The following is a 25,422-nucleotide window of genomic DNA, read 5'->3' as shown; positions in this document are numbered from 1 at the left end:
GCCATGCCCATTCCCAAACTCGCGACCCTGATCGGCGGTCTGCTGCTGAGCAAGAGCGGCCGGCGCATGGCCGGCCGGCACGCGGGCAAGCTGGCGCTGGCGACCCTCGCCTTCCAGCTGTGGGAGCAGCGGCAGGCGGAGAAGCATCCGGGCCGCGGCCAGACCCGCGCGCACCCCCGCCGCCGCTGGAGTGGGCGCAGCGTCTGAATCCGCTGGACGGACGCGGCGTCAACCTCGCTAACTGCGCGGCCAAGCGGAGCTGTCGCCATGATCACCGTCCATCACCTGAACGATTCCCGGTCCCAGCGCGTGCTGTGGCTGCTGGAGGAGCTGGGCCTGCCCTATGAGGTGAAACGGTATCAGCGCGACGCGAAGACCCGGCTGGCGCCGCCCGAGCTCAAGGCCATCCACCCGCTGGGCAAGTCGCCGGTGCTGGACGACGGGGATGTGCGGGTGGCCGAGACCGGGGCCATCATCGAATATCTGCTGGAAACCCATCCCGGATCCGGCCTGCGGCCCGAGGCCGGCACGGAGGCGGGCCGGCGCTTCACCTACTGGCTGCACTATGCCGAGGGGTCGGCCATGACGCCCCTGCTGCTGAAGCTGATCTTCGGCGTGATCCCGGACCGCGTTCCCTTCCTCGCACGGGGCGTGGCCAGGGGCATCAGCAAGGCCATGAACGCAAACATGATCGACCCGCAGATCGCGGCCCACACCGCCCTGTGGGAGGCCGAGCTGACGCGGTCGGCCTGGTTCGCGGGCGACGCCTTCTCGGCCGCCGACATCATGATGAGTTTCCCGATCGAGGCCGGCGGGTCGCGGGTCGCCTATGGCCCTGACAAGCCGCGGCTGAAGGCCTTCCTGCAGACCATCCACGCGCGCCCGGCCTATAAACGGGCCCTGGAGCGGGGCGGCCCGTACAGCTACGCCTGAGGGGTTTCGGCGCCACAGGCGGCCGGTGAACCCGTCCCGAATCCGGACAAGGGCGCAACCGGCCCCTGAATGGAACGTTAATAGCCCCATGCGCCCGAGAACCGTCCAAGTCATCGCCGCCCTTGTCGCCGCCGTCGCCTTCATCCTGGCCTTCATGGCGGCGGGCATCGTCCTGGTGTCCAGCCTGTTCATGGCCCTGGGCCTCGCGGCCGTCGGCTGGCTGGCCTGGAGCCTGGTCAACCGGGTGAAATTGTGGGGCAGCATCCAGCAGATCCGCGAACGCCGCCGCAAGGCCGCGACATAACGACAATCGGCGGGGCGAACCTTGCCCCTTGAACCTTGGAACCGGGCGCCCTACCCTCTTGGGCCGGTCGCGAGCGCCCAGCGACCCTTGGCGTCACCAACCTCTAGTCGGGCGATAGCTCAGAAACTCACGACATATGGAAAAAGTGCCGATGACGGCCGAGGGCTACCGTGTCCTCGACGATCAGCTGAAGCAATTGAAGTCCGTGGAACGGCCGAGCGTGATCTCGGCCATCTCGGAAGCGCGCGAGCATGGCGATCTGTCTGAAAACGCAGAGTATCATGCCGCCAAGGAGCGTCAGGGCTGGATCGAGGGCCAGATCGCCGACATCGAGGACAAGATCAGCCGCGCCCAGGTCATCGACGTCTCCAAACTGGACGGCGCACAGGTGAAATTCGGCGCCACGGTCACCGTCGTCGACGAGGACACCGAGGAAGAGGCCCGCTACCAGATCGTCGGCGAGCACGAAGCCGATGTGAAGGCGGGCAAGATCTCGATCGCCTCGCCCATCGCGCGCGCCATGATCTCGAAGGAGATCGGCGACGTGGTCGAGGTGAACACCCCCGGCGGCGTGAAGGCCTACGAAATCCTCAAGGTCGAGTGGAAGTAGAGCCCCACAGGGCTCCGCTTTCCGTCCAGGTCGTCTCCGACGGCCGGACCGGCATCGAAAATCAGGCGCTGGGTCTGGCGGAAGCCGTCCAGCGCCTTTTTCCATCCGACATCACGATCAGGCGCATCCGCTGGCGGGCCGCGTTCGACAAATGGCCCTCGGCGCTCAAGGCGCCGTGGATGCTGGACCCGTCGTCGGACGCCGTGACGCCCGCGGCCGGCGAGGCGTGGCCGGACCTGTGGATCGCGACGGGCCGGGCGACCCTGCCCCTGTCGGCGGCCGTGCGGCGGCTGTCGGGCGGCCGGACCTTCGTGGTCCAGACCCAGGACCCGCGCTGGCGCAACGCCGCCTACGACCTGATCGTCGCCCCCGCCCATGACCGGATCGAGGGGCCGAACGTTCTGTCGATCACCGGCTCGCCGCATCGGGTCACGGCGGAACGGCTGGCCGAAGGCTCGGCGGCGTTCGCGGACCGGCTCGCCCTCCTGCCCCATCCCCGCGTCGCGGCGCTGATCGGCGGACGCTCCAGGGCCTTCGACCTGACCGACGCCCACGCCGCCGACCTGGCCGACCGCATCGGCCGCGCCGTCGAGGCGGCGGGCGGCTCGCTGATGCTGACCTTCTCACGCCGCACGCCCGAGGCGGCGAAGGCGGCGATGACCGCGCGACTGGCGCATCTGCCGGGGCTGATCTGGGACGGCGCGGGGGCGAACCCCTATTTCGCCTTCCTCAACTACGCCGACCATGTGCTGGTGACCGAGGACAGCGCCAATATGGCGGCCGAAGCGGCGTCGACGGGCAGGCCGGTGCACATCCTGCCGATGGTCCCGCTGAAGCCGGCGGACAAATTCGCCCGACTGCACGCCGACCTGCGCGAGCGCGGCGCGGCGCGGCCGTTCGACGGGACGCTGGAGGCGTGGCGCTACGAGCCGCTGGATGAGACCGCGCGCGCGGCTCGCACCGTGCTGGAGCGAATGAAGCGGGCCTAGTCGCCGCCGCCGTCGCCGCCGTCAGAGCTTCCACCATCGTGGTGGTCCCGGCCATCCAGAGGCGCCGAGTTCTCGGGCCCAGATCCCTTCTTGCGCTGGCCGGCGTCCAGCGCCACGCCCAGGCCGGCGCCGATCGCGACGCCCGCGCCGATGCCGATGGCCAGATTGTCCATGGCGATGCCGATGGCCGTGCCGATGGCGATCCCCAGCGCCAGACCGATCCCGATAAAGCTGCGTCCTTCCATGTCTTCCCTCCATCAGACCTGTGAACAGGTGGAACCTACCATCGCGCGAGACGGAATCAGCGCCTAAATAGGGACCATGAGCACCCTGAGAACCGTCCGCGTCGCCATCATCGGCTCCGGCCCCGCCGGCTGGACCGCCGCCATCTACGCCGCCCGCGCCCTGCTGAGCCCCGTCGTCATCGCCGGCCTGCAGCCGGGCGGCCAGCTGACCATCACCACCGACGTCGAGAACTATCCCGGCTTCAAGGACGTCATCCAGGGCCCCTGGCTGATGGAGCAGATGCGCGCCCAGGCCGAGCACGTCGGCACCGAGGTGATCGAGGACATCGTGGTCAAGGCGGACCTGAGCCAGCGGCCTTTCCGGCTGACGCTCGACTCGGGTGCCGAGATGCTGGCCGAGACGGTGATCATCTCGACCGGCGCCCAGGCCAAATGGCTGGGGATCGAGAGCGAGGCGAAATACCAGGGCTTCGGCGTCTCGGCCTGCGCCACCTGCGACGGCTTCTTCTATCGCGGCAAGGACGTGATCGTGGTCGGCGGCGGCAACACCGCCGTCGAGGAGGCGCTGTTCCTGACCAATTTCGCGTCGAAGGTCACGGTCGTGCACCGCCGCGACGAGTTCCGCGCAGAACGCATCCTGCAGGACCGGCTGTTCGCGAACCCGAAGGTCGAGGTGGTCTGGGACAACGCCATCGACGAGATCCTGGGCGAGACCAACAGCTTCGGCGGCGTCAACGTCACCGGGGCGCGGATCAAGAATGTGAAGACCGGCGAGACCCGCGAGATCACGGCGGACGGCGTCTTCATCGCCATCGGCCACGCGCCGTCGTCAGAGCTGTTCGCGGGCCAGCTGGAAACCAAACAGGGCGGCTATCTGGTCGTGAAGCCGGGCACGGCGGCGACGGCCATCGAGGGCGTCTGGGCCGCCGGCGACGTGACCGACGACATCTACCGCCAGGCCGTCACGGCCGCGGGCATGGGCTGTATGGCGGCGCTGGAGGCGGTGCGTTTCCTCGCGGAAGAGGATCACGCCAGGGCGCATCATCCCATCTCGCACAAGGAAGCGGAAAAGATCGGCGTCTGGTGATCTAGCCGTCTGCTTCTCCCTCCCCCTCCGGGGGAGGGTGGCCGCGCAGCGGCCGGGTGGGAACGGCCGCGCGAAGCCGCTCCAGTAGATGCCCAATGACGCCATCCAGATTGTCGCGAACCGAGGCGTTGTCGTACCTCAGCGTCACGAAGCCCTCGCCGGCCAGGGCCGCATCGCGCCGCCGGTCCCATTCCCCACGATTTTCGTGGCTTGAGCCATCGACCTCTACAATCAGCCGGCGATCGATACAGACGAAGTCCAGGTAGTAGCCCCGCAGGGGGTGCTGGCGGCGGAAGTGGAAACCTTGGGCGCGAAGTCGACGCAGGGCGACCCAGAGCCGCGCCTCAGGCGGGCTCATCGTCTTTCGCATGGCACGGGCTTTGGCGATGATCGCCATATTTGGCCGTTCCCACCCGGTCGCTGCTTTGCAGCGACCACCCTCCCCCGAGGGGGAGGGAGAACGCAAGTCTGTACAACTTCAGATTTAGCCGAACAGCTGCAGCTCGGGCGGGGCGTATTCGATGGGGCGTCCGGCCCGGCGGCGCAGGGCGTAGTCGACCGCCGTCTGCACGGCGCGCTCGTCCGTCGGCTTCGACAGCACGCCGATCGTGCCGGCGACGCCGTTGCGCACCATGCCCGGGTTGGCGGTCATGAACAGGACGGTCACGCCGAGGTCCTGGCCGAGTTCGCGGCCCAGATCGATGCCCGTCGGGCCGTCGGACAGGTGGATGTCGACCAGCGCCAGATCCACTTCGCGTTCCTGAACCAGCTGGCGCGCCGTGCGCGCGTCAGCAGCCGTCCCGACCACCTCATGGCCGAGATCTTCCAGTACGAAGCGCAGCTCCATGGCCACCAATGCTTCGTCTTCAATGACCAGGATACGCGCACTCATGGGATTTCAGACGCTTCTGCCTCTCTGTAATCGCGCCCGCAGTATGCGGACAGACTGGTGAACCAACGCTGACCGTTATGTAGGGTTGCGGACCAACAGCGTTATGCGACAATTTGTGCAGCGCGGCGCCGCGACAGGGCGGTGGCCGGCAGGTCGGCCGTGACCCTCAGGCCCTCGGGCGCCCAGATGCGCTCAAGCCGCCCGCCCAGCTGGTTTTCGACGGACAGGGTCGCCAGCGACGAGCCGAAGCCGGACCGTTCGGGCTCGCCCGTGACGAGCGGCCCGCCCCGCTCTTCCCAGACCAGGATGAAGCGGTCGCCCTCGGTGCGCGTGTCCAGGGTGATGGACCCGCCCTCGACCGACAGGGCGCCGTATTTGGCGGCGTTGGTAGCCAGTTCGTGGAACAGCAGGGCCACCGAGGTCGCCGCCTGGTCGTCGAACACGGCGTCGTCGCCGCTCACCGTGACCCGCATCCGGCCGTCCAGCGTCGCATAGGGTTTGAACAGGTCGTTGAGGAAGGCGTGCAGCGTCATCGTCCCCACGGTCGGGCGCGAGGTTTCCGTGTGCGGCCGCACGAATTCATGCGCCCGGGCCAGGGCGTTGATCCGCGTCCGCACGGCGGCGGCGAACTCCTTGGCTTCCGGGAATTGACGCGCCGACAGGGCGATCAGGGCCGAGACGACGGCGAAGATGTTCTTGATCCGGTGGCTCAGTTCCTGGCTCAGCAGGTCCTTGGAATCGACCACCCGCTTGAGGTCCTCGATATCCGTGCAGGTGCCGAACCAGCGGGTGATCTCGCCCTTCTCGTTGCGGATCGGCGAGGCGCGGCCCAACGTCCAGCGATAGACGCCGTCGGCCCGGCGCAGCCGGTATTCGATCTCATAGGGCTCGCCGGTCTCGAGCGAATGGCTCCAGCGCTCCCAGGCCCGCTCCTGATCGTCGGGATGGAACATCCCGTTCCAGCCCTCGCCGTCCGTCGAGCCGGCCGGCACCCCGGTGAACTCGTACCAGCGGGCGTTGTAGTAGTCGTGGAACCCGTCCGGCAGGGTCGACCAGACCATCTGCGGCATGGAGTCGGCGATGGCGCGGAATTTGGCCTCGCTCTCGGACAGGGCGGCGGCGGCGGCGATCAGGTCGTCATCCGCGCGACGCCCGGCCGCCAGCGCCTTGCGCAGGTTGAGCAGGTTCATCACCTGCCGCGCCAGCACCTCCAGCGCCTCGGCCTGGGTCTCGTTCAGTCCGTCGGGCCGGACACGGGTGTCCAGGACGCACAGCGTGCCCAGCGGCATGCCGTCCTGATCCTTGAGCAGGACGCCGGCGTAGAACCTCAGACCCGCGTCGCCGGTCACCAGCGGATTGCCCTCGAAGCGCGGGTCCCGCGTCGCATCGGGGACGACCAGCCGGTCCTGCTCCAGCAGGGCGTGGCGGCAGAACGACGTCTCCAGCGGGGTCTCCCGCACGCCCAGGCCCACCTCCGACTTGAACCACTGCCGGTTCGCGTCGATCAGATTGACCACGGCGATCGGAGCGTCGCACAGCCGCGCCACCAGGGCTGTAATGTCGTCGAACGCGGGCTCGCGCTCTGAATCGAGGATGTCATAGGAATACAGGGCCGCGAGGCGATCCGTCTCGTTCCAGGCGGTCTTGGTCATCCGGGGTCCGTAATTCGCGCTCTGGCGCGCGCCGACATCACCTAATGCCCAAAAGGCGATGCCGTTGCAAAGCTTCCGGTTTCTGGAGGTCAGGCGCCGGGGCGGCCGACTTCCTCGACGTCCATGGGCGTGACGCCCGGCGCGACCACCGCCGGGGCGGGAGCGGCGGGAGCCGGAGTCTCGAAGACGGAAAGACGCTGGTTGATGGCGGCGATCTCGGCCGGGGTGGCCTGGCGGCGGCCGCCCAGCGAGGCGACGCCGACCACGCGGGTCTGGCCGTTGATCTCGACCGTCCGCATGACGCTTTCGCCGTTGGCGGCGGCCTCGGCCAGCGCCTTGTCGGCCTCGGCGGCGGTGGCGATCTGGATGCGGGGCCGCGAGAAACGGGCCTCGTCGATCAGGGGCTCGCGGCCCGAATAGCGCTGGCTGAAGGCCGCAGGCTCTCCATAGACGCCCTTCCAGCGATAGAAGATGTGCGCGCCGATCTGGGTCAGCTTGTTCAGCGTCGGCGACCACCAGGGGTGGACGTAGTCGGCGTGATAGTGGGTCGCCGTGCCGACCGCGGCCGAGACATGGCCGGCCAGGGCCCGTTCCGCGACCAGCTTCGCACGGGCCCACGCCCAGCCAACCGGCGCCTGGCTCAGGGCGCCGTCGCAGGTGAAGCTGAACTGGCAGCCGGTCGTGCGCTCGGCGCCCTCGAACACGACGCCGCAGATGGTGTTGGCGTAGTTGGGGTCGCGCACGCGGTTCAGGATCACCTGGGCCACGGCCTCCTGGCCCGCGGTCGGCTCGAGCGCGGCCTCGTAATAGACGCCCTGGGTCAGGCAGCGCAGGGCCCGCCGACGGTCTTCCGCGGTCGCGGGCCTGAAGACGAACGGCTGCGCGGTGCGCAGATACTGCGATGCGGCCGGCGTCGCCGCATTCAGCTTCATGGCGTCGAGGCCGGTTGCGCCGAATTCGAGCCTCGGCCGCCCCGCGAGGGTCAGGCTCTCCCAGCCGGGGGTCAGTCCATAGAGGGCCGGGCGGTGCTCGCCCGGATCATGCCGTATCGCCAGGGCCAGTTGCGACGGGTCCATACGGCTGGTGATGGCGGCGAGGCCCCTGGCGCCGAGATCGCCCTTCGTCAGCGTCCGCACGGCCTCCGCGCGGCGATCGATTTCGGGCCGGGGGGTCGAACTGGCGGCCATGGCCACGCCGAAGGCGGCCAGCACCACAGGCGCGCCGGCGGCGAGCCGTCGCGTCCGTTTCAGCATCGATGTCCAGTCGATCCCGGCCAAATCCCAACTCCCAGAGCGGTCTGCACCGCCACAGCCCAGAACAGATGCCCCTCAAGCAGGGCGCTTTTCAGGCGGAAAAGCGCCGTTAGGTCAAGCCTCAACGGCCTCCCAGCGTGGAGCGCAGCATCCAGGCGAATTTCTCGTGCGCCGCCAGCCGCTGCGTCATCAGGTCAGCCGAAGCCTCATCGCCGGCTTCGGACGCCTTGTCGAAGGCGGCGCGCGCCGTGGCGATCAGGGTTTCGTGGTCGTGCATCAGCTCCTTGAGCATGGCGGTCGCCTCCTTTTCGGGATCGCCGTCCTTGATCGAGGTCAGATTGCCGAACCCCGAGAAGCTCTGCGGAGCCAGCACGCCGAGGGCGCGGATGCGTTCCGCGATCTCGTCCAGGGCGGCCCAGATGTCCCGGTACTGCTGCTCCAGCAGGTTGTGGAAGCTGAAGAACTCGGGACCCCGCACGTTCCAATGATAGCCGTGCGTCTTGAGGTAGACGGCGAAACTGTCGGCCAACACCTTGGTCAGTTCCTGCGCGACGTCGGCGCGGTCGGTCTTGCTGAGGCCGGTATCGATCGTGGCGGGCATGCGGGGTCTTCTCCGGAGTTGAATGTTCAACGTACAGGTGGGCATGGGCAGGTCATTCGCCAAGCCCCGGCCGCGTGTCCGACCGCGCGACAAATGGCGGCGCCGGGATGGAACGTGATGCTTCCCAATACGTTGCAACGGATCGCGCCCCGGGGCGCGAGCGGGGGTTGTTGAGTGGGCGAAGACGAGTTTCGCAAGCGTCTGTCGGTGGCTGACGTCGGGCTGAGCCGCCTGGCGCGGATTCCCCCGCAGCCATGGTGGACCAACATCCTCGTCGGTCTGGCCTTCGCGGGCGGTTCGCTGGCTATCCGCTGGGCCCTGTCGGGCTTCTACGGCCAGATCAGCGGTTTCATCATCCTCTTGCCGGGCGTGGTTCTGGCCGGGTTGGCGGCCGGCAGGCTGGCGGGCGTCACCACCGCCATCGTCTCCTTGCTGGGCGGCTGGATCATCGCGGGTCCGTCCGCCACGGGCGTCGGCGTCTCGACACCCATAGGGGTGGTCGCCACCACCAATTTCATCGTGGTGAGCCTGTTCGTCGCGATCGTCGCCGCGTCGTTGCGCAAGAGCATTGCGCGTCTGGACCAGTCGGTCGCCGAACTGTCCGCGGCGGACGCGCGCATCGGCGAGAGCGACGCCCGGTTCCGCCTGATGGCCGACACCGCGCCCTCGCCGGTCTGGATGACCAACGCCAAGGCGGAGGTCGAATTCGTCAACGCCGCCCTGGTCGAATACTACGGCCGGCCGGCCGAGGAGCTTCTGGGCCACGTCTGGAAACAGACGATCCACCCGGACGACCAGGCCGAGGTCGCGGCGGCCATGGAGGCCGCGAGGCCGCAGCATCTGCCCTACGGCTTCGAGGCCCGGTTCCGGCACGCCGACGGCGGCTGGCGCTGGATGCGCATCTCGGTCAATCCGCGGTTCGGCGCGGACGGGACCTTCCTGGGCTATGTCGGCATGGCCTTCGACGTCAGCGAAACGCGCGAGGCGCTGGACGCTCTCGCGGCGCTGGAACGGCGCCAGAGCTTCCTGCTGGAGCTGGCCGACAGTCTTCGCGATCTCACGTCCCCGGAAGAGATGATGCTTCAGGCCGAACGGGCGCTGGGCGCGGAACTGGGCGCTGACCGCGTGGGCTATGGCGAGGTCAATGAGGAACGCGGCGTCGTCTTCATGACCCGGGACTGGACTGCCGGCGTCGTCAGCGCCGAGGGCGAATTCCGTCGGGAGGATCTGGGGGCCGATCTGATCACGGACCTGGCGGAAGGCAGGGTGATCCGCATTCCCGACGTCGAGAAGGACGCGCGGACGAGAGGCGCCCTGGACGTGTTCCAGAGACTGCAGACCCGCGCCCTGGTCCGCGCCCCTGTCATTCGCGGGGGCCGGCTGCGGGCCTTCATGTACGCCCATGACGCCGGGGTCCGCGACTGGAGCGAACCGGAAGCGGAGCTGTTGCAGGAGGTCGCGGTCCGGACCTGGACCGAAATCGAGCGGGCCCGGGCCGAGGCGTCCGTGCGAGAGAGCGAGGTCCGCTTCCGCGCCATCGCCGACACCGCGCCCGTGCTGATCTGGGTGACGCAGGAGGACCGCAGCCGCGCCTTCGTCAACCAGGCCTATGTCGCCTTCAACGGCGGAACCTATGAAGAAGCCCGGCTGGCCGACTGGCGCGCGATCATCCATCCGGACGACCAGGACCGCATCATCCGCGAGTCCCTCGCCGGAGAAGCGACGGGCGAACCGTTCTCGATGGAAGCGCGTTATCTCCGCCACGACGGCGCGTATCGCTGGCTGAAGTCGTTCTCGCGGCCCCGGCTGGGCGCCGGCGGCGCCGTCGTCGGCTTTGTCGGCGTGGCGTTCGACGTGACGGATATCCGCGAGGCCAGCGACCGGCTGATGGAGTCCGAGACCCGGTTCCGCACCGTGGCCGACAGCGCGCCCGCCCTGATCTGGATGCTGGACGCCGAAGGCCGGCCGACCTTCATCAATCGCCGCTACCGCACCTTCTTCGGCATCGAGTCCGAAAAGGAAGTGGCGGCGGGGTGGCGCAAACTGGTCGACCCCGACGAGATCACGACCTTCATGGCCGCCTTCAACGAGACGGCGGCGCGGCACGACCGGTTCCAGGGCGTGCTGCGCACCCAGCACCCGGCCATGGGGGAACGCTGGCTACGCTGCGAGGCCCTGCCCCGTTTCGACGCCGCCGGAAAATTCCAGGGCTATGTCGGCGCCAATGTCGACATCACCGAGGCCAGGCGCGCCGAGGACGACCTGAAGCGGATCAACGAACTGCTGGAAGAACGCGTCGGCGAGGCGATGGCGGAGAAGGCCAAGGCCGAGGCCGACCTGATGCACGCCCAGCGGATGGAGGCGGTGGGGCGGCTGACCGGCGGGGTGGCGCACGACTTCAACAACCTGCTGACCGTGGTCATCGGCGCCCTGGACATCATGCTGCGCTCGCCGAACGACGCGGCCAAGCGCCAGAAGCTGGGCGAGGCCGCCCTGGCCGCCGCGCGCCGCGGCGAGGGCCTGACGCATCAGCTGCTGGCCTTCTCTCGCCGGCAGGCCCTGCGGCCCGAAGCGATCGACCTCAACGCCCAGATCCGCGAGAGCGAGCCGCTGCTGCGCCGCGCCGTCGGCGAGGCGGTCGAGTTCAAGCTCAAACTGAGGCGCGGCGGGGCCCGGGTGAACGTCGATCCGTCCCAGTTCGAGGCCGCCCTGCTGAACCTGGTCGTCAACGCCCGCGACGCCGTCGGCGACAAGGGGCGGATCACCGTCCAGACGATGTCGTGCTCGGTCGAGACCGGAGAGGTCACGGACCTGCCGGGCGGCGACTATGTCTGCGTCACGGTGACCGACAACGGTTCCGGAATGTCGCGTGACGTCATTGACCGGGTGTTCGAGCCCTTCTTCACCACCAAGGCGGTCGGCAAGGGCACGGGTCTGGGGCTGAGCCAGGTCTATGGCTTCGCGCGCCAGAGCGGCGGCGCGGCCCACATCGAGTCGGAGACGGGGCGCGGAACCACGATCAAACTGTTCCTGCCGCCGCTGGACGAAGCCGATACGCCCGTGATCGAGGCCGGGCCCGGCGCGGCCCAGGCCATGAAGGCCGGACGCCGCCTGCTGCTGGTCGAGGACGACGCCAGCGTCACCGTGGTGGCGCTGGAGCTGCTGGAGGGGCTGGGGCTGGAGGTGCGGGCCGTCGAGACCGCGCCCCAGGCGCTGGAGCTGCTCAAGCGCGAGCGGTTCGACATCATGCTGAGCGATGTGGTCATGCCCGGCGGGATGACCGGGATCGAGCTGGCGCGGCGCTGCGAACGCGACCACCCGGCCATGCGGGTGGTTCTGACGTCCGGCTATGCGGGCGAAGACGTGGACGCCGCCCTGGCGGACGCGCCCTGGCCGTTCCTGCGCAAACCCTATTCAGGCGAGCAACTGGCCCGCATCCTCGGCGATCTCGCGCCCGAGGATGCGGCAGCGGTCTGAGTCAGCCCTAGCGGCTGCGGGCCTTGCGGGCGGCGTAGCGCGCGTCGCGGGCGGCCTTCTGTTCTTCCTTGGTCAGCGCCTTGCGCTCCTTGCGGGCGGCGCGCTTCTCGGCCTCGACGGCTTCCTGGGCCTCGACGTCGGCCGCCATCCGGGCGGCTTCCTTCTCGGCCTTCTCGCGACGGGCTTCGGCCTTGGCCAGCTCGTGCTGCTGGCGCAGGGCCTCCTTCTCGGCGGCGCGCTTGAGCGCCAGCTTCTCGAATTCGGGGTCGGGCGCGGCGGGTTTGGCCTTGAAGCGCGCGAGCAGGGCCTTCTTGGCCTCCTGCTGGGTGGTCAGGCGGTCGGCGAAGCCGGTTTGTTTCAGATCTCTCATGCGGAGGTCGTCGAAGTCCTTGTTCGGTTATCGGAGTACGCGAAACGGCGCGGGCGAGCGTCACTCAGCCCGGGCGCGTCGGCTAACCCTATATAGGAGGCGAAATCAAGGTTGCGAGGCGGGATCGCGCCCGCGCCGGTCATTCGCCCCCGGAATGTGTCAGTTGGGTTTCTCGGCGTGGCCGACCGCGGCTCCGGCCGCGCCGCCCACGGCCGCGCCGACCGGACCGGCGACGAGAGCCCCGGCCACGGCGCCCGTGGCGGCCTTCTGTTCGATGGTTGCGCCGCAACCGGCGACGGCGATCGCAGCGGCGGCGAGGATGAGGGTTACGGCGGTATTCTTCATCGGAATTCTCCCAATAGCGCAGCCGGAACGCCCCTGGGGGGAGACCGGTTCCGGGATCGCGCCGGAAGTTAAATTGGTCAACGAAACCATAACGAAGACAATAGAAGTCTTACCCGTTAATCCTGCCTGTGCAGAATCATAAGCCGCTCATGTTGTGCCAGTGATCTGAAATACAGATCAGCGGCGATAGATTGAGGGCGAATATATGCCTCCGACAGGGACTTGATCCCGGGTTACATATCCACAGCTACGCGATGCTGCGCCGCACTCGAATCTTGCGAATCAACCACATTGGCGCCACAAATGGCTGGCTTAAGGCGCGTCCTTCGACAGCTGGCCCGTTCGCCGACCGTCGATACACCGCAAACGGACCGCGACTCCGTCTTCCCGGATGGGGAGGGGTCGCCCGGTTGCGAGACTACCCGGGGGCGGCACTGCGCCCTGCCGAACAGGACTGAGCCCTTGCCGAACGCCCCGCAACCGTGCGCGAAGACCCCTGTCGATCGTCTGGCCCGTATCCGGCCCGGCACGGCGGCTGCGGCTTTCGGCGTGGTGATGGGGCTGGCGGTGGGCTGCGCCTATCTGGGCGGAACGGCGGCGAAGGCCACTACCGTCCGCAACCAGGCGGAACGGATCGAAGGCGCCACGGCGGCCGGATTTACGGAAGAAGCGCTCGCGGCCGCGGCCGGCGGCCTTGACGAAAGCGCCCTGGCCATCGCCCGGCGCCATGACCCCTATACCGTCGCCGGCGGCGCCCAGCGCGACCGCCAGGCCGAGCTGATGACCGCGCGCCTCGAGCAGCTGCGCGCCAAACCGGCCAACGGCGGCCTGCGCCAGGTCAGCCTGACCGGCCCGGTCGCGGCCCAGCCCTTCCGCCTCGGCGGCGCCCTGGACGCCTCGCGCGATCTCGAGTGCCTGACCCAGGCCGCCTATTACGAAGCCCGCGGCGAAGGCCGCGACGGCATGCGCGCCGTGACCCAGGTCGTCCTGAACCGCGTGCGCCACCCCGCCTTCCCCAAGAGCGTCTGCAGCGTCGTCTTCCAGGGCGCCGGTCGCCGTTCGGGCTGCCAGTTCAGCTTCACCTGCGACGGCTCGATGCGCGGCGCCGTCAACCGCGCCGCCTGGAACCGGGCCCGCGAGGTCGCGTCCAGCGCCCTGTCCGGCAGCGTCTTCGCGCCGGTCGGCAACGCCACCTTCTTCCACACCACCGGAGTCGCGCCGGGATGGCGCAACGCCATGGTGCGGGTCGGCCAGGTCGGCGATCACCTGTTCTACCGCTTCGGCGGCCGTTCGGGCTCGCGCGGCGCCTTCACCTACGTCGCCCGTCCGTCGGGTCCGGCCGAAGGTCCGCGTCTGATCCAGGCCAGCATGGACCCGACCGCCACGGTCCGCGAGGCCGGCGCCGTGGCCTACAACCTGCTGACGGCGCAAGAGGCTCCGGCCGAGACCGCGCCCGCCGCCGCTCCGGCGCCGGTCGTGGTGGACGTTCCCGCCGCCGCGCCCGCTCCGGCCGAGACCACGCCGACCGCCGCCTGATCCGTCAGGCGTCGCGGTGACCCTTCGACGAGCGATGCGCGTCGTCGTGGCTGTGTTTCAGATCCCGTTCGCCGCCGCCGCCTGACACCTTGCTGTTGCGCGAGTTGGTTGGGCCGCCTTCGCGCGGGTCGTCAAAGGTCGGCGGCTCCTTCTTCGCATTCTCGTGGCTGGCGCCGGGTCCGCCCCAGCGCTTGGTGTCTTCGGGCGTGGGATTGTGCTGGTTGTTGGCCATGATCAGCGGTCCTGCACCTTCCACTGGTTGGTCAGGTTCTGCTTCAGATTGCCGAACCGGCCCTGGGTGTCGAGATTGACGTCCGCGTCGCCGGGCTGGCCCGTCTGGATTTCGGTTTCAAGATCGCGGCGATCGCTGTCCGCCGCATCCGCGACCGACTTGCCGCCCTTGTCGGCGTAGCTGCGCTGTTCTTTTGGAATTCGCGGGGCGTGGGTCATCGAAGTCTCCTTCTTGTCCCGAATAAACCCTCCGTCGGCGGCCCCGTTCCGTAGCGGCGTTCGCCGGTCGGCTCAGACGACGTCCAGGCCGATGTCCAGAGACGGCGCGGAATGGGTCAGCGCCCCAACCGAGATCACGTCCACGCCCGTCGCGGCGATGCCGGCGACCGTCTCCAGATTGACCCCGCCAGACGCCTCCAGCACCGGCCGGCCGAAGGACGAGACCCGGGCCCGTTCCACCGCCTCGCGCAGCATCGGCAGGGTGAAATTGTCCAGCATGATCACGTCGGGCCGTTCGGCCAGCGCCTCGTCCAGCTGATCCAGTCCGTCGACCTCGACCTCGACCTTCATCAGGTGGCCGACCGCCGCCCGCGCCCGGCGGATGGCCTCGCCGACGCCGCCGCAGACGGCGACGTGGTTGTCCTTGATCAGGATGGCGTCATCCAGCCCGAAGCGGTGATTGACCCCGCCGCCGCAGACGACCGCGTGCTTCTCCAGCGCGCGCAGGCCGGGCGTGGTCTTGCGCGTGTCGGCGATGCGCGCCGCCGTGCCCGCCGCCGCCTCGACGTAGGCGCGGGTCAGAGTCGCCACGCCACAGAGCCGGCCCAGCAGGTTCAGGGCCGTCCGTTCGGCGGCGAGGAAGGCGCGGGCGTCGGCCTCGACCTCGGCCAGGACCGTGCCCGCCTCGAAGGCGTCGCCGTCCTTCAGCTTCAGATCGATCGACGCCTCGGGATCCATGGCCAGCACGCTCAGCCGGACGCAGTCGATCCCGGCCAGCACGCCCGGCTTTCTCGCCACGAAGGACGCCTTCATGCGCGCGCCCTCGGGGATGCAGGCCTGGGCCGTCACATCGCCGGCGCGGCCGAGGTCCTCGGTCAGGGCCATCAGGACGACCGGCTCGATCAGCAGGTCGGGCAGTTGTCGGATCATTCGGTCTATCCCACGGCGGCCAGAACGCCGGACTCCACGCCGGCATCGGGGGCGAAGACGATGCGCGTATGCCGCGCCTGCGCCGCGGCCTCCGGATAGTCGCGGCGGAAATGCCCGCCCCGGCTCTCCCGACGTTCCAGCGCCGCCGCCGCGATCAGCCGCGCCGCGACCAGCGGCAAGGCCGCACCGGCGGTCTGCTCGAGTTCGTCGATGACGGTCAGGGCGCGCGTCAGTCCTTCGGCGTCGCGCACCACGCCGACATCGGCGCTCATGGTCGCCCGCAGCCGCTGCAGCTCGGCGTCGCTCAGTCCGGGAGCCGCCACGACCGCGATCGCCGCGCCGCCCTCGCCGCGCTCCGTCGCCGCCGCCCGGCCGGTGCGCCGTCCGAACGCCGCCGCCTCGAGCAGGGAGTTGGACGCCAGCCGGTTGGCGCCGTGCACGCCCGTCGCGGCGCATTCCCCGACGGCGAACAGGCCCGGCAGCGTCGTGCGGCCGTCGGGCCGGGCGGCGATCCCGCCCATGTGATAGTGGGCCGCCGCCGCGACCGGGATCGGCGTCTCTCGCGGGTCCAGCCCGGCGCGCATGCAGGCGGCGAAGACGGCGGGGAAGGCCTCGGGGAATTCATGGCCGATGGCGGCGCGCGCATCGAGAAACGCGCCGCGTCCGTCGGCCACGGCGGCATGGACGGCCCGCGCCACCACGTCGCGGGGCTGCAGGTCGGCGTCCGCCGCCTGACCCAGCAGAAAGCGACCTTCGCGATCGACCAGCCGCGCGCCCTCGCCCCGCAGGGCCTCGGTGGCCAGCGGCATGGGGTCCAGCCCCACATCGATGGCCGTCGGATGGAATTGCACGAACTCTGGATCGACGATCTCGGCTCCCGCCGACCATGCCAGGGCCATGCCCTCGCCCAGCAACGCCGCCGGCGTCGTCGTCCGGGCATAGAGGCCGCCCGCGCCGCCGGTCGCCAGCACCACGGCGGGCGCCATGATCTCGACGGTCCGTTCGTCGCCGCGCTCGATCAAAGCCCCGCACACCCGGCCGGACGCGTCCTGCAGCAGGCCGCGCAGGCGCGCATCCTCCCACACCTCGATATGCGGCGCGGCGCGCACCGCGGCCACCAGCGCTGACAGGATGGCCCGGCCCGCGCCGTCGCCGCCGACCCGGGCGACCCGCGCCTGTGAATGGGCGGCTTCCAGACTGACGGCGAACCCTCCGTCGGCGTTCCGGTCAAACGGCGCGCCAAGGGCGGCCAGCCATTCCACGGTCTCGCGACCGTCGCCGGTCAGGGCGCGCGTGGCCTCGATCTCGACCAGACCGGCGCCCGCCGCCGCCGTATCGGCCGCATGCAGGGCCGGGGCGTCGTCCGCCGACAGGGCCGCCGCGACTCCGCCCTGGGCCCAGGCCGAGGAACAGGCCTCCAGCAAGGGCGCGGGCGTGACCAGCAGCACCTTGCGCGGCGCGGCCTCCAGCGCGGCCGAAAGACCCGCCAGACCGCCGCCGACGATCAGCGGTCCGTCATGACGGACGCGGCTCAACGGCCGAACTCGAAATAGCTGCCGGCCAGCGCCATGGCCTGGGAGAAGGACCCGGTGAGGGGCATCAGGCCCGCAAGAGCCACGCCCGCGCAGGCCGCGGCCACGATGGCGAACAGGCCCACGCTGCGCGCCGCCTCGGGCCAGTTGAGCTGACGCCCTTCCGGCCGCCAGACTCCGCGCTTCAGATGGCCGAACAGGGCCAGGGCCAGGAAGGCCGCGAAGATGTAGCTGCCGTTGGTGAAGCCCCAGACGATCACGACCGCGCCGACAGCGACCATGGCGGCCTTCTCGACCATCGGATGGATGCGGGCGAGCACGGGTCCCAGCGCCTTCGATCCGTCCAGCGGCGGCGCGGGCGCCAGGTTCACCAGGTTGATCAGGGCGATGATGAACACCCCCTGCAACCACATCCCCTGCCCGGTCGCGATGTACAGGCCGAAGAAGGGAATGGCGGCCAGCAGGCCGAACGCGGGCCCCGCCAGCGACACCAGCACCCCGTGCCATTCGCTGGCCGGCAGGCGCTGGCTCTTCGCCACCCCGCCGAGGAAGGGGATGATGTAGATGCGGGCCGGGCCCATGCCGAGCGCGTTCATCGCCAGCACGTGTCCGTATTCATGGACCAGCAGGCCCCAGATCGCCGCCACGGCGATGACCCAGCTGCCCGACAGCCACCAGATGAAACCGCCCAGAAGCAGGGTCGAGACCACCGCCCAGACGGGATGCTGGCCCTTGTCCAGCGGCGGTTCGTCCGCCTGCGGCCGGGCGATTTCCCGCTCGACGGGCGCGGCCGGCGGCAGGTTTTCCCAAGGTCCCGGGCGGCGTGTCTGGTCTGAGTCTGTCATCGAGGAGACGTGGCCTTCTCCGACCTCAGCCACAAGGCCAGGATGGCGAGAAGCCGCAGGCTCTTCGCATCCACATTGGCGACGACCCGGACGGGCGCGACGTAGTGCATCAGATCAGCTCCACCGAGACGTGGTGTCTGGCCTTGAACAGGTCGTAGCGGGCGGGAACGGCCGGCGGCGGCAGGTCGATCATCCGCTGCACGGCCAGCCGGGCGCGCTCGGCCATCTCTTCCGGCACGGTGACCTCGAACTGCATGTGCAGCAGGCAGTCGCGGATGTTCTCCAGCGTGATCCGCTTCATGTAGGGGCACATGTTGCAGGGGCCGATGAAGCTGACCTCGGGCACGTCGCCCTGGATGTTGGCGGCCATCGAGCATTCGGTGATCAGCACCACCTGCTTCGGCTTGCGGCTGGTGATGTAGTCGGTCATCGCCGCCGTCGACCCGGCGAAGTCGGCGGCCGACAGCACATCCTCGGGGCATTCCGGGTGGGCCAGGATTTCCGCGCCGGGATAGGCCTCGCGCATCTCGGCGATGTCCGAGGCGGTGAAGCGCTCGTGCACGATGCAGCGGCCCTTCCAGGCGATGATGCCGACATTGGTCTGGGCCGCGACGTTGCGGGCCAGGAATTCGTCGGGGATCAGGATGACGCGGTCGACGCCCCATTCCTTCGCCGCCCATTCGACGATCTGGACCGCGTTGGCGCTGGTGCAGCAGATGTCGGTCTCGGCCTTCACGTCGGCCGTGGTGTTGACGTAGGTCACCACCGGCAGGCCCGGATAGCGCTGCTTGATCAGCCGCACGTCGGCGCCCGTGATCGCCTCGGCCAGCGAGCAGCCGGCCTTCAGATCAGGGATCAGCACGGTCTTGTCGGGCGACAGGATCTTCGAGGTCTCGGCCATGAAATGCACGCCGGCCTGGACGATCACCTTCGCCGGCGACCGCGCGGCCTCCTTGGCCAGACCCAGGCTGTCGCCGACATAGTCGCCGACGCCGTGGAAGATTTCCGGCGTCATGTAGTTGTGCGCCAGGATGACCGCGTCCCGCTGCTTCTTCAGCGCATTGATCTCGCTGATCAGGGCGGCCTGTTCCGGCCACTCCATCGGGGTCACGTGATCCTTCACCTTGGCCCAGACCGGCGCGGTCTCCCGCTCCAGTTCCTTCGACAAGCCAAACATCCCGTCCGCCATCACTCGTTTTCCTCTACTTATGCTCAAAGTTAGCATAAGTCGGGATGAATGTAGGCGGCTGGCCGGAAAACGCAAGCCGGATGCCGAACATGCTGATTATGGGAAACGTGATTTTAACCAGAACCCGTTCGAAGGGACGAACCTGCCGGAGAACCCCATGCGCCTGATCCCCTTCGCCGCCGCCGCCCTGCTCCTGTCCGCCGGATCGGCGATGGCGCAGTCGTCAGAACCCGGCATCGCCGTCGGAGGCACGGCGGGCACCACCGGCCTGGGCGTCGAGGTCCAGGTCAGGATCGGTCCGATCTTCACCCTGCGCGGCGCGGTCGACCGGCTGACGTACACGACCGACGAAAGCTACGACGGGGTCGACTATGACGCGGACCTGGCCTTCGACACCGTCGGCGGCTTCATCGACATGCACCCGCTGGCCAACGGCCTTCTCATCTCGGGCGGCGCCTATGTGGGCGACCGCGACATCGATCTGGCGGGCACGCCGACCGGGCCGGTCGACATCGGGGGCCAGACCTATACGCCTTCGCAGGTCGGCGCCCTGAACGGCACGGTCAAGCTGCGCGACGTCGCCCCCTTCGTCGGCATCGGCTGGGACGACACCTTCTATCGCACGGGCCGCTGGGGCTTCCGCGCCGTGGCGGGCGTCGCCTGGAGCGAGGAACCCGAGGTCGCCCTGACCTCGACCGGCGGCAGCCTGTCCAACGACCCGGCCTTCCAGGCCCGGCTGCGCGCCGAATCCGAGCAGATCACCGAGGACACGGAAGGCTATGGCCTGTTCCCGGTCATCCAGGTGGGCCTGAACTACAAATTCTAGGCCTCGAGGCGCCGGCGTGCGATCTGTCGGGTCGCACCAGGAGATCCGCATGCCCGGCAGACTGCAGCTGAACCGCCGCTCGATGGTGGCCGCGGGCGCCGCCGGCCTGTTGCTGCCCGGCTGCGCGACGATGCGGCCGCAGGTCCCGGCCGGCCGCAAGGTCTGGACCTTCGACAATCTGGCCACCGTCGGCGGCCTGCCCGTCGCGGCAGAGGGCGGACCGGCGCTGGTCGACAGCCCCTGGGGCCGGGCCGTGAAGTTCGACGGCGTGGACGACGCCCTGTTCATCGAGGAGCATCCGCTGGCGGGCGCCGCGACCTGGACGATCGAGGCCCTGATCCGCCCCGACGGCGGCGCCTTCGAGCAACGCTTCCTGCATCTCGCCGAGACCGAGACCCCGGGGGAGGGCCGGCCGCCGGTGGGGACCCGCTTCCTGTTCGAGATCCGCGTGGTCGGGACCGAGTGGTATCTGGACGCCTTCACCAAGGGCCCGACCTACAACCACACCCTGATCTTCCCGGACAAGCGCTTCCCCGTCGGCCGCTGGTTCCATGTCGCACAGAGCTACGACGGGACGACCTACCGCAGCTTCGTCGACGGCGTCCTGCAGGGCGAGGCCCCGCTGGCCTTCACACCGCAGGGACACGGACGGTCCTCGGTGGGGGTGCGGATGAACCGCGTCAGCTGGTTCAACGGAGCCATCCGCGAGGCGCGCTTCACGCCCCGCGGCCTGACGCCGGATCAGTTCACGCGGCCGACCTGACGGCCGCCGACCGGCTTTCATGCGCCAGCAGCCACTGTTTGCGTTCGATCCCGCCCGCGTAACCCGTCAGCGTCCCGTTGGCGCCGATCACCCGATGACAGGGCACGATCACCGCGACGGGGTTCTGGCCGTTCGCCAGACCCGCAGCCCGCACAGCCTTCGGCTTTCCGATCGCCGCGGCGAGCTGGCCGTAGGTCCGCGTCTCGCCGTGGGGGATGGCGCGCAGGGCCGCCCAGACCGAGCGCTGGAATTCCGTGCCGTTGGTGCGCACCTCGAGCCCGTCCAGCGCCGTCAGGTCGCCGCCGAAATACGCCTCGACCGCCGCCCGCACCGCAGCCGGGGCGCGGCCCTCGACCAGCGTCGCCGCGGGCCAATGCCGGCCCAGCAGCCGCATCATCCGCTCTTCGTAGCCGGCGAAGTCCAGCGCCCGCACGGCGCCCTCCGCATCGGTGATCAGCAGGACCTCGCCGGTCGGCGTGGCGATCCGGTCCAGGGTCAGGGTCTCAGGCTGCGCGTTTCGCATCGTCTCTCTCCATCAGTTCGGCGCCGCTGATCCCCGCCATTGCGAGATACAGCGCGCCATAGGCCCGCCAGGGACGCCAGGCTTCGGCGCGGGCGGTCAGGGCTTCGTCGGTCCAGCTGTCCGGCAGCCGATCGCTCGGCGCCTCCAGATCGTCGTCGATCCATGCGCCGGGCAGGCGCAGGCCGGGCCGCGCCCCGACCAGAGGCTTCAGCACCGGATCGGCCGACAGATCGCGGGCGATGGCGTCCGGGTCGGCGGACAGGTCGAACACCCGCCGCACCCGCGCCAGCACGCCCGGCAGGGCTTTCAGGTCGCTCGCCTCGATACAGATAGAGACCTTGCCCGCTTCGGCCGGCTCGACCGACACCGAGCCCCCGGCCCCGTCCACATCCGGCGTCAGGATGCGCGACCAGCGCGATCCCTCCACCGTGTCGCCGCGCGCCGTCAGGGCCGCCAGCATCGCCTCCCGGTCATAGGGCGGACGGTACGGCAGGCTCAGCTTCACGCCGCCCTCCTGCACCCGCTCGCCGCGCCGGCGCAGCGCCGAGGGCGGGCGTTCGTACAGGGCCTGGAAGGTCTCGTTGAACCGCCGCACGCTGCCGAAGCCCGAGGCCAGCGCCACCTGCGCCATGCTGAGGTCGGTCTGGTGGATCAGCGCCTTGGCCAGCAACACCCGGCGCGTCTGCGCCACGCTGACCGGGGCGGCGCCCAGATGCTGGCGGAACAGCCGCCGCAGGTGCCGCTCGCCGACCCCCAGCCGGGCGGCCAGTCCGTCGACATCCCCCTCGTCCAGCGCGCCCGCCTCGATCAGGGCCAGGGCCCGGCTGACCGTGTTGGACGTGCCGCGCCAGGCGCCCATGTCCGGGGCCGTCTCGGGCCGGCAGCGAAGACAGGCGCGGAAGCCCGCCTCCTCGGCCGCCGCCGCCGTGACGACGAAGAACATGTTCTCCCGTTTGGGAGTCCGGGCCGGGCAGACCGGGCGGCAGTAGATGCCGGTGGTCTTCACACAGCCGAAGAAGCGTCCGTCGAACCGCGCGTCGCGGGTCAGCACCGCGCGGTAGCAGGCCTCCTGGTCGAGTTCGCTGGCGTTTTCCATGGCCGCAAGATGGGCCCGGCGGCGCCGGATGTCTCGCGGTTTTCGGACATTTGAGTCAGGTCAGCCTGTTCAATCCTCTCCCGTCATTCCGGCTTCCTCGCTACGCTCGGCCCCGGAATGACGGATTGGGAGGACGGGACTGAGAGACCGTCACCCCCGCGCCAGCCGCCACAGGTTCAGGATGATGCTGCACCCCAGGCTGATCGCGGAAATGGCCAGGGCCCAGACCATCACCACCGACAGGGTGCTGGCCACGCCGGCCAGATCCCGGGCGCCGTCGCCCAGCGTCCTCAGGGTGTCGAAGTCCAGCATGACCCAGTCCCCCGCAATCCGCGCCGTCTCGCCGTCCCGGCTCAGCGTGAACCAGTGCCCGGCCTCATAGATCGCCCAGGTCAGCCACAGGCCGATGGCGGCGATCGGAAGCCGCGCGAGGGCCCGCAGCCGGACCGCATGCGGCCGGAACAGGCTGTTCAGGTCGACGGCTATCTGGATCAGGGCGTAGGCGAGGATCGGCACGAACAGGGTCGACCAGATCGGGGCCGGCGTCACCGTCGCATCCTGGCCCAGCAACTCGACATGGGCGAAGCCGGGGAAGTGCAGCACGCCCAGCCACCACAGTACGAACATGCCGACTGCGATGACCGAGAACAGATATTCCCCGCCAGGCCAGCCGTTCGTCCGCCGCGAGGAGCCCCACGGCGTCGTCGGCGTCATCGGGGCCTTCGGCGGCTTGATCGTATCAACCTTCACGCCCCAGGCGGCCGGGTCCGACAGGCCGAAGGCGCCGAGATCCTTGACCCGCCAGTGGGTCATCCATTTCGGCCGTATGTCGTAGTGTTCGAACACCGCCGCCGCGACGGTGGCCACGCCGATCAGGGTCAGTCCCGAGCTGAAGAAGCCGTGGAAGGCGTGGCCGATGGCCTGCCCCGCGTCGTCCGTCCCGCTGATGAGGTGGATGAACAGGCCGATCGCCTGCACCGCCAGCAGGACCAGCAGCCCGGCCTTCACCCCGAACAGCCAGTAGGGAAACAGTTCGGGCCCGATCAGCGAGTCCGGTCCCTTGCGATACCGCGCCGCCACGACCAGCGGGTGGCCGATCTCGCGCAGGATGCTCTCCTGCTCGTCCTCGGTCAGCGGCCGGCCCAGCTCCTCTTCCTTCGCCTCGAACCGGCTCAGGATCAGGTCGCGCAGTTCAGCGATGATGTCGGCCCGTTCGTCCTGCGGCAACTGCGCGGCGACGGCGTTCAGATAGCGGTCGATCATGTCCATGGCTTTTCCCCTTCAGCCCGATTTCAGAGAATCTTGTCGAGCGAGGCGTTGATCCCCCGCCACTCGTCGGTCAGGGCGGCCAGCATCGAAACGCCGCCCGGCGACAGGACGTAGAAGCGCTTCTTCCGCTTCTCCTCCTCGCGCCATTCGCTATCGAGAAGGCCCTGGCTCTCCAGCCGGCGCAGCAGCGGATAGAGGGTCGATTCCTCCATCTCCAGCCCGTCGGCGGCCAGGGCCTGACGCAGGGTGTAGCCGTACCGCTCGGTCCGGAGACAGGCGAGCACCGCCAGCACCAGCGACCCGCGCCGCAGCTCCAGCCGCATGGATTCGAATAGGTCCGGATCGAGGCTCATGCCGCTTCCCTGCATCTCACATAGTGTGTGACACACAGTGTATGCCGCATACTGTGTGAGGGAGTCAATACCCACGCCTCACCCGTCATCCTCGGGCTTGACCCGAGGATCAGACCAAAGGCGTGTCTGGTGTTAGAGCGTCAGCCCGCGGTCTCAGGGCCGCCTTCATCGACGGAGCGGCGGCGCGTCTGATCCTCGGGTCAAGCCCGAGGATGACGGAGCTGGGTTGGGTCGACGCCTGAGGCGGATCAGGCCGCCTTCTTCTTCGCCGCCGGCTTCTTCGCGGGCGCGGCCTTCTTCGTCCCCGCCTTCTTCGCCGGAGCGGCCTTGCCGCCCGCCGATCCCTTCAGGCTGGCCCGCAGCGCCGCCATCAGGTCGACCACATTGGTGTCGTCGGGCTCGGGCGCCTCGACCAGACCCTTGCCGCCCTTCTGCTTGGCCTTGATCATGTCCTTCAGGGCGTCGTCGTAGCGGTCGGTGAATTTCGACGGATCGAAGTCCGACTCCTTCTGGCCGATGATCCGGGTGGCGATCTCGACCATGTCCTTGTCGGGCTTCACCGCCGGGATGTCGTCGAAATAGTCGGCCGTATCGCGCACCTCGTCATGCGGCCGCAGCGAATACGCCACCAACCCCTTGCCCCGCACCTCCAGCGCGATCTGCCGCTCGCGGCCGCGCAGCACCAGACAGCCGATGGCGATCTTGCCCGCGGCCTTCATGGCGTCGCGGATGACGGCGAAGGCCTCGGCCCCCACGCCCTTCTCGGGCACCACATAGAAGGGGTCGTCCCAGTACAGGCGGTCGATGTCGTCCTCGTCGACGAACTGGTTGATGTCGATGGTGCGGGTCGACTCCAGCTTGACCTTGTCGAAGTCGGCGTCGTCGAACAGGACGTATTCGTCCTTGGACACCTCATACCCCTTGACCAGATCGGACCGCTCGACCGGCCCGGTGTCGGGATCGGTCGGCACCATGCGGATGCGGTTGTTGGTGTCGGGGTTGATCAGGTGGAAGCTGACGTGGCTCGCGCTGGATGTCGCCGTGTAGAGGGCGACCGGGCAGGTCACCAGCGACAGCTTCAGATGTCCCTGCCAGGTGGGTCGGGCGGCCATGGCGCAGTCTCCGTGTTCGGGGGCAGAACGCGGGTGCGCGAGAGGGGTTCAGCAGGAACGTTCACCGGCCATGCTGACCCCACCCTTCCGTCATTCCGGGGCCGAGCGCAGCGAGGAACCCGGAACCCAGGGGACCGGGCTCGACGTTCGCGGCGCGTCGGACGACGGCGGCGGCCCCCCTGGGTTCCGGGTTCGCTCTGCGAGCGCCCCGGAATGACGGTTCAGTGCTGCAAGTTCGCG

The 25,422-nt window shown here is 69.2% G+C and carries 29 protein-coding genes; 10 read left to right on the top strand and 19 right to left on the bottom strand.

Going from position 1 to position 25,422, the window contains the following annotated elements; genetic code table 11:
* The 5 genes from V6M42_RS06325 to V6M42_RS06305 form a co-directional block, all read left to right on the top strand.
* A partial coding sequence (locus V6M42_RS06325; protein ID WP_332677892.1) for a cysteine protease occupies positions 1–207 on the top strand: 207 nt, incomplete at its 5' end.
* A gap of 60 nt (positions 208–267) precedes the next feature.
* Complete coding sequence (locus tag V6M42_RS06320; RefSeq protein WP_332677891.1) at positions 268–933, top strand: glutathione S-transferase family protein; 666 nt, start codon at positions 268–270, stop codon at positions 931–933.
* Between the two features lie 88 nt (positions 934–1,021).
* Entirely contained in the window at positions 1,022–1,237 is a 216-nt protein-coding gene (locus V6M42_RS06315) for a hypothetical protein (protein WP_332659433.1), read from the top strand.
* Between the two features lie 136 nt (positions 1,238–1,373).
* Positions 1,374–1,847: a transcription elongation factor GreA gene (gene greA, locus V6M42_RS06310; protein WP_332659434.1), complete on the top strand. Its 474-nt coding sequence runs from the start codon at positions 1,374–1,376 to the stop codon at positions 1,845–1,847.
* Positions 1,838–2,836, top strand: a complete 999-nt coding sequence (locus V6M42_RS06305) for a mitochondrial fission ELM1 family protein (RefSeq protein ID WP_332677890.1) — start codon at positions 1,838–1,840, stop codon at positions 2,834–2,836. Before greA ends, V6M42_RS06305 begins: the two co-directional genes overlap by 10 nt.
* Here V6M42_RS06305 and V6M42_RS06300 read toward each other — a convergent pair.
* Positions 2,833–3,081 carry a hypothetical protein gene (locus V6M42_RS06300; protein ID WP_332659436.1) on the bottom strand — a complete coding sequence of 83 codons (249 nt, stop codon included), beginning with the start codon at positions 3,079–3,081 and terminating at the stop codon, positions 2,833–2,835. The genes V6M42_RS06305 and V6M42_RS06300 overlap by 4 nt on opposite strands.
* Positions 3,082–3,157: 76 nt before the next feature.
* Here V6M42_RS06300 and trxB point away from each other — a divergent pair, with 76 nt between their 5' ends.
* The gene (gene trxB / locus V6M42_RS06295; RefSeq protein ID WP_332677889.1) at positions 3,158–4,168 is read left to right on the top strand and encodes a thioredoxin-disulfide reductase; all 1,011 of its coding nucleotides are present in this window, start codon (positions 3,158–3,160) and stop codon (positions 4,166–4,168) included.
* Between the two features lies 1 nt (position 4,169).
* On the opposite strand, the gene V6M42_RS06290 is transcribed toward trxB, so the two are convergent.
* From V6M42_RS06290 to V6M42_RS06270, 5 genes are all read right to left on the bottom strand, one after another.
* Entirely contained in the window at positions 4,170–4,565 is a 396-nt protein-coding gene (locus V6M42_RS06290) for an endonuclease domain-containing protein (protein WP_332677888.1), read from the bottom strand.
* Positions 4,566–4,652: 87 nt separating this feature from the next.
* Entirely contained in the window at positions 4,653–5,060 is a 408-nt protein-coding gene (locus tag V6M42_RS06285) for a response regulator (RefSeq protein WP_332659438.1), read from the bottom strand.
* Between the two features lie 101 nt (positions 5,061–5,161).
* Entirely contained in the window at positions 5,162–6,712 is a 1,551-nt protein-coding gene (locus V6M42_RS06280) for a sensor histidine kinase (RefSeq protein ID WP_332659439.1), read from the bottom strand.
* An 89-nt stretch (positions 6,713–6,801) separates the two neighbouring features.
* Complete coding sequence (locus tag V6M42_RS06275; RefSeq protein WP_332677887.1) at positions 6,802–7,989, bottom strand: cell wall hydrolase; 1,188 nt, start codon at positions 7,987–7,989, stop codon at positions 6,802–6,804.
* A 97-nt stretch (positions 7,990–8,086) separates the two neighbouring features.
* Positions 8,087–8,566 (bottom strand): Dps family protein, encoded by a 480-nt coding sequence (locus V6M42_RS06270; protein WP_332659441.1) that lies wholly within the window; start codon positions 8,564–8,566, stop codon positions 8,087–8,089.
* Between the two features lie 207 nt (positions 8,567–8,773).
* On the opposite strand from V6M42_RS06270, the gene V6M42_RS06265 reads away from it, so the two are divergent.
* Positions 8,774–12,043 (top strand): PAS domain S-box protein, encoded by a 3,270-nt coding sequence (locus tag V6M42_RS06265; protein WP_332659442.1) that lies wholly within the window; start codon positions 8,774–8,776, stop codon positions 12,041–12,043.
* Between the two features lie 7 nt (positions 12,044–12,050).
* Here V6M42_RS06265 and V6M42_RS06260 read toward each other — a convergent pair whose 3' ends face one another.
* Together V6M42_RS06260 and V6M42_RS06255 are read right to left on the bottom strand one after the other, a co-directional pair.
* Positions 12,051–12,413, bottom strand: coding sequence for a DUF6481 family protein (locus V6M42_RS06260; RefSeq protein ID WP_332659444.1), 363 nt, complete (start codon positions 12,411–12,413; stop codon positions 12,051–12,053).
* Positions 12,414–12,572: 159 nt separating this feature from the next.
* Complete coding sequence (locus V6M42_RS06255) at positions 12,573–12,758, bottom strand: hypothetical protein (protein ID WP_332659445.1); 186 nt, start codon at positions 12,756–12,758, stop codon at positions 12,573–12,575.
* Positions 12,759–13,220: 462 nt separating this feature from the next.
* Between V6M42_RS06255 and V6M42_RS06250 the strand changes: the two genes are divergently transcribed.
* On the top strand, positions 13,221–14,294 hold the full coding sequence (locus V6M42_RS06250; protein WP_332677886.1) for a cell wall hydrolase: 1,074 nt from the start codon (positions 13,221–13,223) through the stop codon (positions 14,292–14,294).
* A gap of 4 nt (positions 14,295–14,298) precedes the next feature.
* On the opposite strand, the gene V6M42_RS06245 is transcribed toward V6M42_RS06250, so the two are convergent.
* From V6M42_RS06245 to nadA, 6 genes are all read right to left on the bottom strand, one after another.
* Positions 14,299–14,526 carry a hypothetical protein gene (locus V6M42_RS06245; RefSeq protein ID WP_332677885.1) on the bottom strand — a complete coding sequence of 76 codons (228 nt, stop codon included), beginning with the start codon at positions 14,524–14,526 and terminating at the stop codon, positions 14,299–14,301.
* A gap of 2 nt (positions 14,527–14,528) precedes the next feature.
* Positions 14,529–14,744 carry a hypothetical protein gene (locus V6M42_RS06240; RefSeq protein ID WP_056618196.1) on the bottom strand — a complete coding sequence of 72 codons (216 nt, stop codon included), beginning with the start codon at positions 14,742–14,744 and terminating at the stop codon, positions 14,529–14,531.
* Between the two features lie 72 nt (positions 14,745–14,816).
* Positions 14,817–15,674 (bottom strand): carboxylating nicotinate-nucleotide diphosphorylase, encoded by an 858-nt coding sequence (gene nadC / locus V6M42_RS06235; RefSeq protein ID WP_332677884.1) that lies wholly within the window; start codon positions 15,672–15,674, stop codon positions 14,817–14,819.
* 5 nt (positions 15,675–15,679) lie between these two features.
* Positions 15,680–17,209 carry an L-aspartate oxidase gene (locus V6M42_RS06230; protein ID WP_332677883.1) on the bottom strand — a complete coding sequence of 510 codons (1,530 nt, stop codon included), beginning with the start codon at positions 17,207–17,209 and terminating at the stop codon, positions 15,680–15,682.
* A complete protein-coding gene (locus tag V6M42_RS06225; RefSeq protein ID WP_332677882.1) occupies positions 17,206–18,051 on the bottom strand; it encodes a metalloprotease in 846 nt (281 codons plus the stop codon). The genes V6M42_RS06230 and V6M42_RS06225 overlap by 4 nt, the downstream gene beginning before the upstream one ends.
* A gap of 109 nt (positions 18,052–18,160) precedes the next feature.
* Positions 18,161–19,240 (bottom strand): quinolinate synthase NadA, encoded by a 1,080-nt coding sequence (nadA, locus tag V6M42_RS06220; RefSeq protein WP_442880929.1) that lies wholly within the window; start codon positions 19,238–19,240, stop codon positions 18,161–18,163.
* Between the two features lie 157 nt (positions 19,241–19,397).
* On the opposite strand from nadA, the gene V6M42_RS06215 reads away from it, so the two are divergent.
* Both V6M42_RS06215 and V6M42_RS06210 read left to right on the top strand, forming a co-directional pair.
* Complete coding sequence (locus tag V6M42_RS06215) at positions 19,398–20,066, top strand: hypothetical protein (RefSeq protein WP_332677880.1); 669 nt, start codon at positions 19,398–19,400, stop codon at positions 20,064–20,066.
* 49 nt (positions 20,067–20,115) lie between these two features.
* Positions 20,116–20,829 (top strand): LamG domain-containing protein, encoded by a 714-nt coding sequence (locus V6M42_RS06210; protein WP_332677879.1) that lies wholly within the window; start codon positions 20,116–20,118, stop codon positions 20,827–20,829.
* On the opposite strand, the gene V6M42_RS06205 is transcribed toward V6M42_RS06210, so the two are convergent.
* The 5 genes from V6M42_RS06205 to ku all read right to left on the bottom strand — a co-directional run bounded on the left by V6M42_RS06205 (position 20,813) and on the right by ku (position 25,182).
* Complete coding sequence (locus V6M42_RS06205) at positions 20,813–21,352, bottom strand: methylated-DNA--[protein]-cysteine S-methyltransferase (protein WP_332677878.1); 540 nt, start codon at positions 21,350–21,352, stop codon at positions 20,813–20,815. The genes V6M42_RS06210 and V6M42_RS06205 overlap by 17 nt on opposite strands.
* The gene (locus V6M42_RS06200; RefSeq protein WP_332677877.1) at positions 21,333–22,448 is read right to left on the bottom strand and encodes a bifunctional transcriptional activator/DNA repair enzyme AdaA; all 1,116 of its coding nucleotides are present in this window, start codon (positions 22,446–22,448) and stop codon (positions 21,333–21,335) included. Before V6M42_RS06200 ends, V6M42_RS06205 begins: the two co-directional genes overlap by 20 nt.
* Before the next feature lie 150 nt (positions 22,449–22,598).
* The gene (locus V6M42_RS06195) at positions 22,599–23,717 is read right to left on the bottom strand and encodes an HAAS signaling domain-containing protein (RefSeq protein WP_332677876.1); all 1,119 of its coding nucleotides are present in this window, start codon (positions 23,715–23,717) and stop codon (positions 22,599–22,601) included.
* A gap of 23 nt (positions 23,718–23,740) precedes the next feature.
* Positions 23,741–24,070, bottom strand: coding sequence for a PadR family transcriptional regulator (locus V6M42_RS06190; protein WP_056618225.1), 330 nt, complete (start codon positions 24,068–24,070; stop codon positions 23,741–23,743).
* Between the two features lie 248 nt (positions 24,071–24,318).
* The gene (gene ku / locus V6M42_RS06185; protein WP_332677874.1) at positions 24,319–25,182 is read right to left on the bottom strand and encodes a non-homologous end joining protein Ku; all 864 of its coding nucleotides are present in this window, start codon (positions 25,180–25,182) and stop codon (positions 24,319–24,321) included.
* Positions 25,183–25,422 lie beyond the last annotated feature (240 nt).

It is taken from the genome of Brevundimonas sp. (assembly GCF_036677305.1).
Classification (GTDB): Bacteria; Pseudomonadota; Alphaproteobacteria; order Caulobacterales; family Caulobacteraceae; genus Brevundimonas.
The sequence above is the reverse complement of the archived record's forward strand: the minus strand, read 5'-3'. Positions and strand labels throughout refer to the sequence as shown.

Coding starts and splice junctions, on each gene's coding strand:
- V6M42_RS06270 (WP_332659441.1), bottom strand. CDS start 8,566: ATGCCCGCCACGATCGATACCGGCCTCAGCAAGACCGACCGCGCCGAC.
- ku (WP_332677874.1), bottom strand. CDS start 25,182: ATGGCCGCCCGACCCACCTGGCAGGGACATCTGAAGCTGTCGCTGGTG.
- V6M42_RS06300 (WP_332659436.1), bottom strand. CDS start 3,081: ATGGAAGGACGCAGCTTTATCGGGATCGGTCTGGCGCTGGGGATCGCC.
- V6M42_RS06255 (WP_332659445.1), bottom strand. CDS start 12,758: ATGAAGAATACCGCCGTAACCCTCATCCTCGCCGCCGCTGCGATCGCC.
- V6M42_RS06205 (WP_332677878.1), bottom strand. CDS start 21,352: ATGCGAAACGCGCAGCCTGAGACCCTGACCCTGGACCGGATCGCCACG.
- V6M42_RS06225 (WP_332677882.1), bottom strand. CDS start 18,051: ATGACAGACTCAGACCAGACACGCCGCCCGGGACCTTGGGAAAACCTG.
- V6M42_RS06280 (WP_332659439.1), bottom strand. CDS start 6,712: ATGACCAAGACCGCCTGGAACGAGACGGATCGCCTCGCGGCCCTGTAT.
- V6M42_RS06245 (WP_332677885.1), bottom strand. CDS start 14,526: ATGGCCAACAACCAGCACAATCCCACGCCCGAAGACACCAAGCGCTGG.
- V6M42_RS06240 (WP_056618196.1), bottom strand. CDS start 14,744: ATGACCCACGCCCCGCGAATTCCAAAAGAACAGCGCAGCTACGCCGAC.
- V6M42_RS06190 (WP_056618225.1), bottom strand. CDS start 24,070: ATGAGCCTCGATCCGGACCTATTCGAATCCATGCGGCTGGAGCTGCGG.
- V6M42_RS06195 (WP_332677876.1), bottom strand. CDS start 23,717: ATGGACATGATCGACCGCTATCTGAACGCCGTCGCCGCGCAGTTGCCG.
- trxB (WP_332677889.1), top strand. CDS start 3,158: ATGAGCACCCTGAGAACCGTCCGCGTCGCCATCATCGGCTCCGGCCCC.
- V6M42_RS06200 (WP_332677877.1), bottom strand. CDS start 22,448: ATGGAAAACGCCAGCGAACTCGACCAGGAGGCCTGCTACCGCGCGGTG.
- V6M42_RS06215 (WP_332677880.1), top strand. CDS start 19,398: ATGCGCCTGATCCCCTTCGCCGCCGCCGCCCTGCTCCTGTCCGCCGGA.
- V6M42_RS06320 (WP_332677891.1), top strand. CDS start 268: ATGATCACCGTCCATCACCTGAACGATTCCCGGTCCCAGCGCGTGCTG.
- V6M42_RS06315 (WP_332659433.1), top strand. CDS start 1,022: ATGCGCCCGAGAACCGTCCAAGTCATCGCCGCCCTTGTCGCCGCCGTC.
- nadC (WP_332677884.1), bottom strand. CDS start 15,674: ATGATCCGACAACTGCCCGACCTGCTGATCGAGCCGGTCGTCCTGATG.
- nadA (WP_442880929.1), bottom strand. CDS start 19,240: ATGGCGGACGGGATGTTTGGCTTGTCGAAGGAACTGGAGCGGGAGACC.
- V6M42_RS06290 (WP_332677888.1), bottom strand. CDS start 4,565: ATGGCGATCATCGCCAAAGCCCGTGCCATGCGAAAGACGATGAGCCCG.
- V6M42_RS06260 (WP_332659444.1), bottom strand. CDS start 12,413: ATGAGAGATCTGAAACAAACCGGCTTCGCCGACCGCCTGACCACCCAG.
- V6M42_RS06285 (WP_332659438.1), bottom strand. CDS start 5,060: ATGAGTGCGCGTATCCTGGTCATTGAAGACGAAGCATTGGTGGCCATG.
- V6M42_RS06210 (WP_332677879.1), top strand. CDS start 20,116: ATGCCCGGCAGACTGCAGCTGAACCGCCGCTCGATGGTGGCCGCGGGC.
- greA (WP_332659434.1), top strand. CDS start 1,374: ATGGAAAAAGTGCCGATGACGGCCGAGGGCTACCGTGTCCTCGACGAT.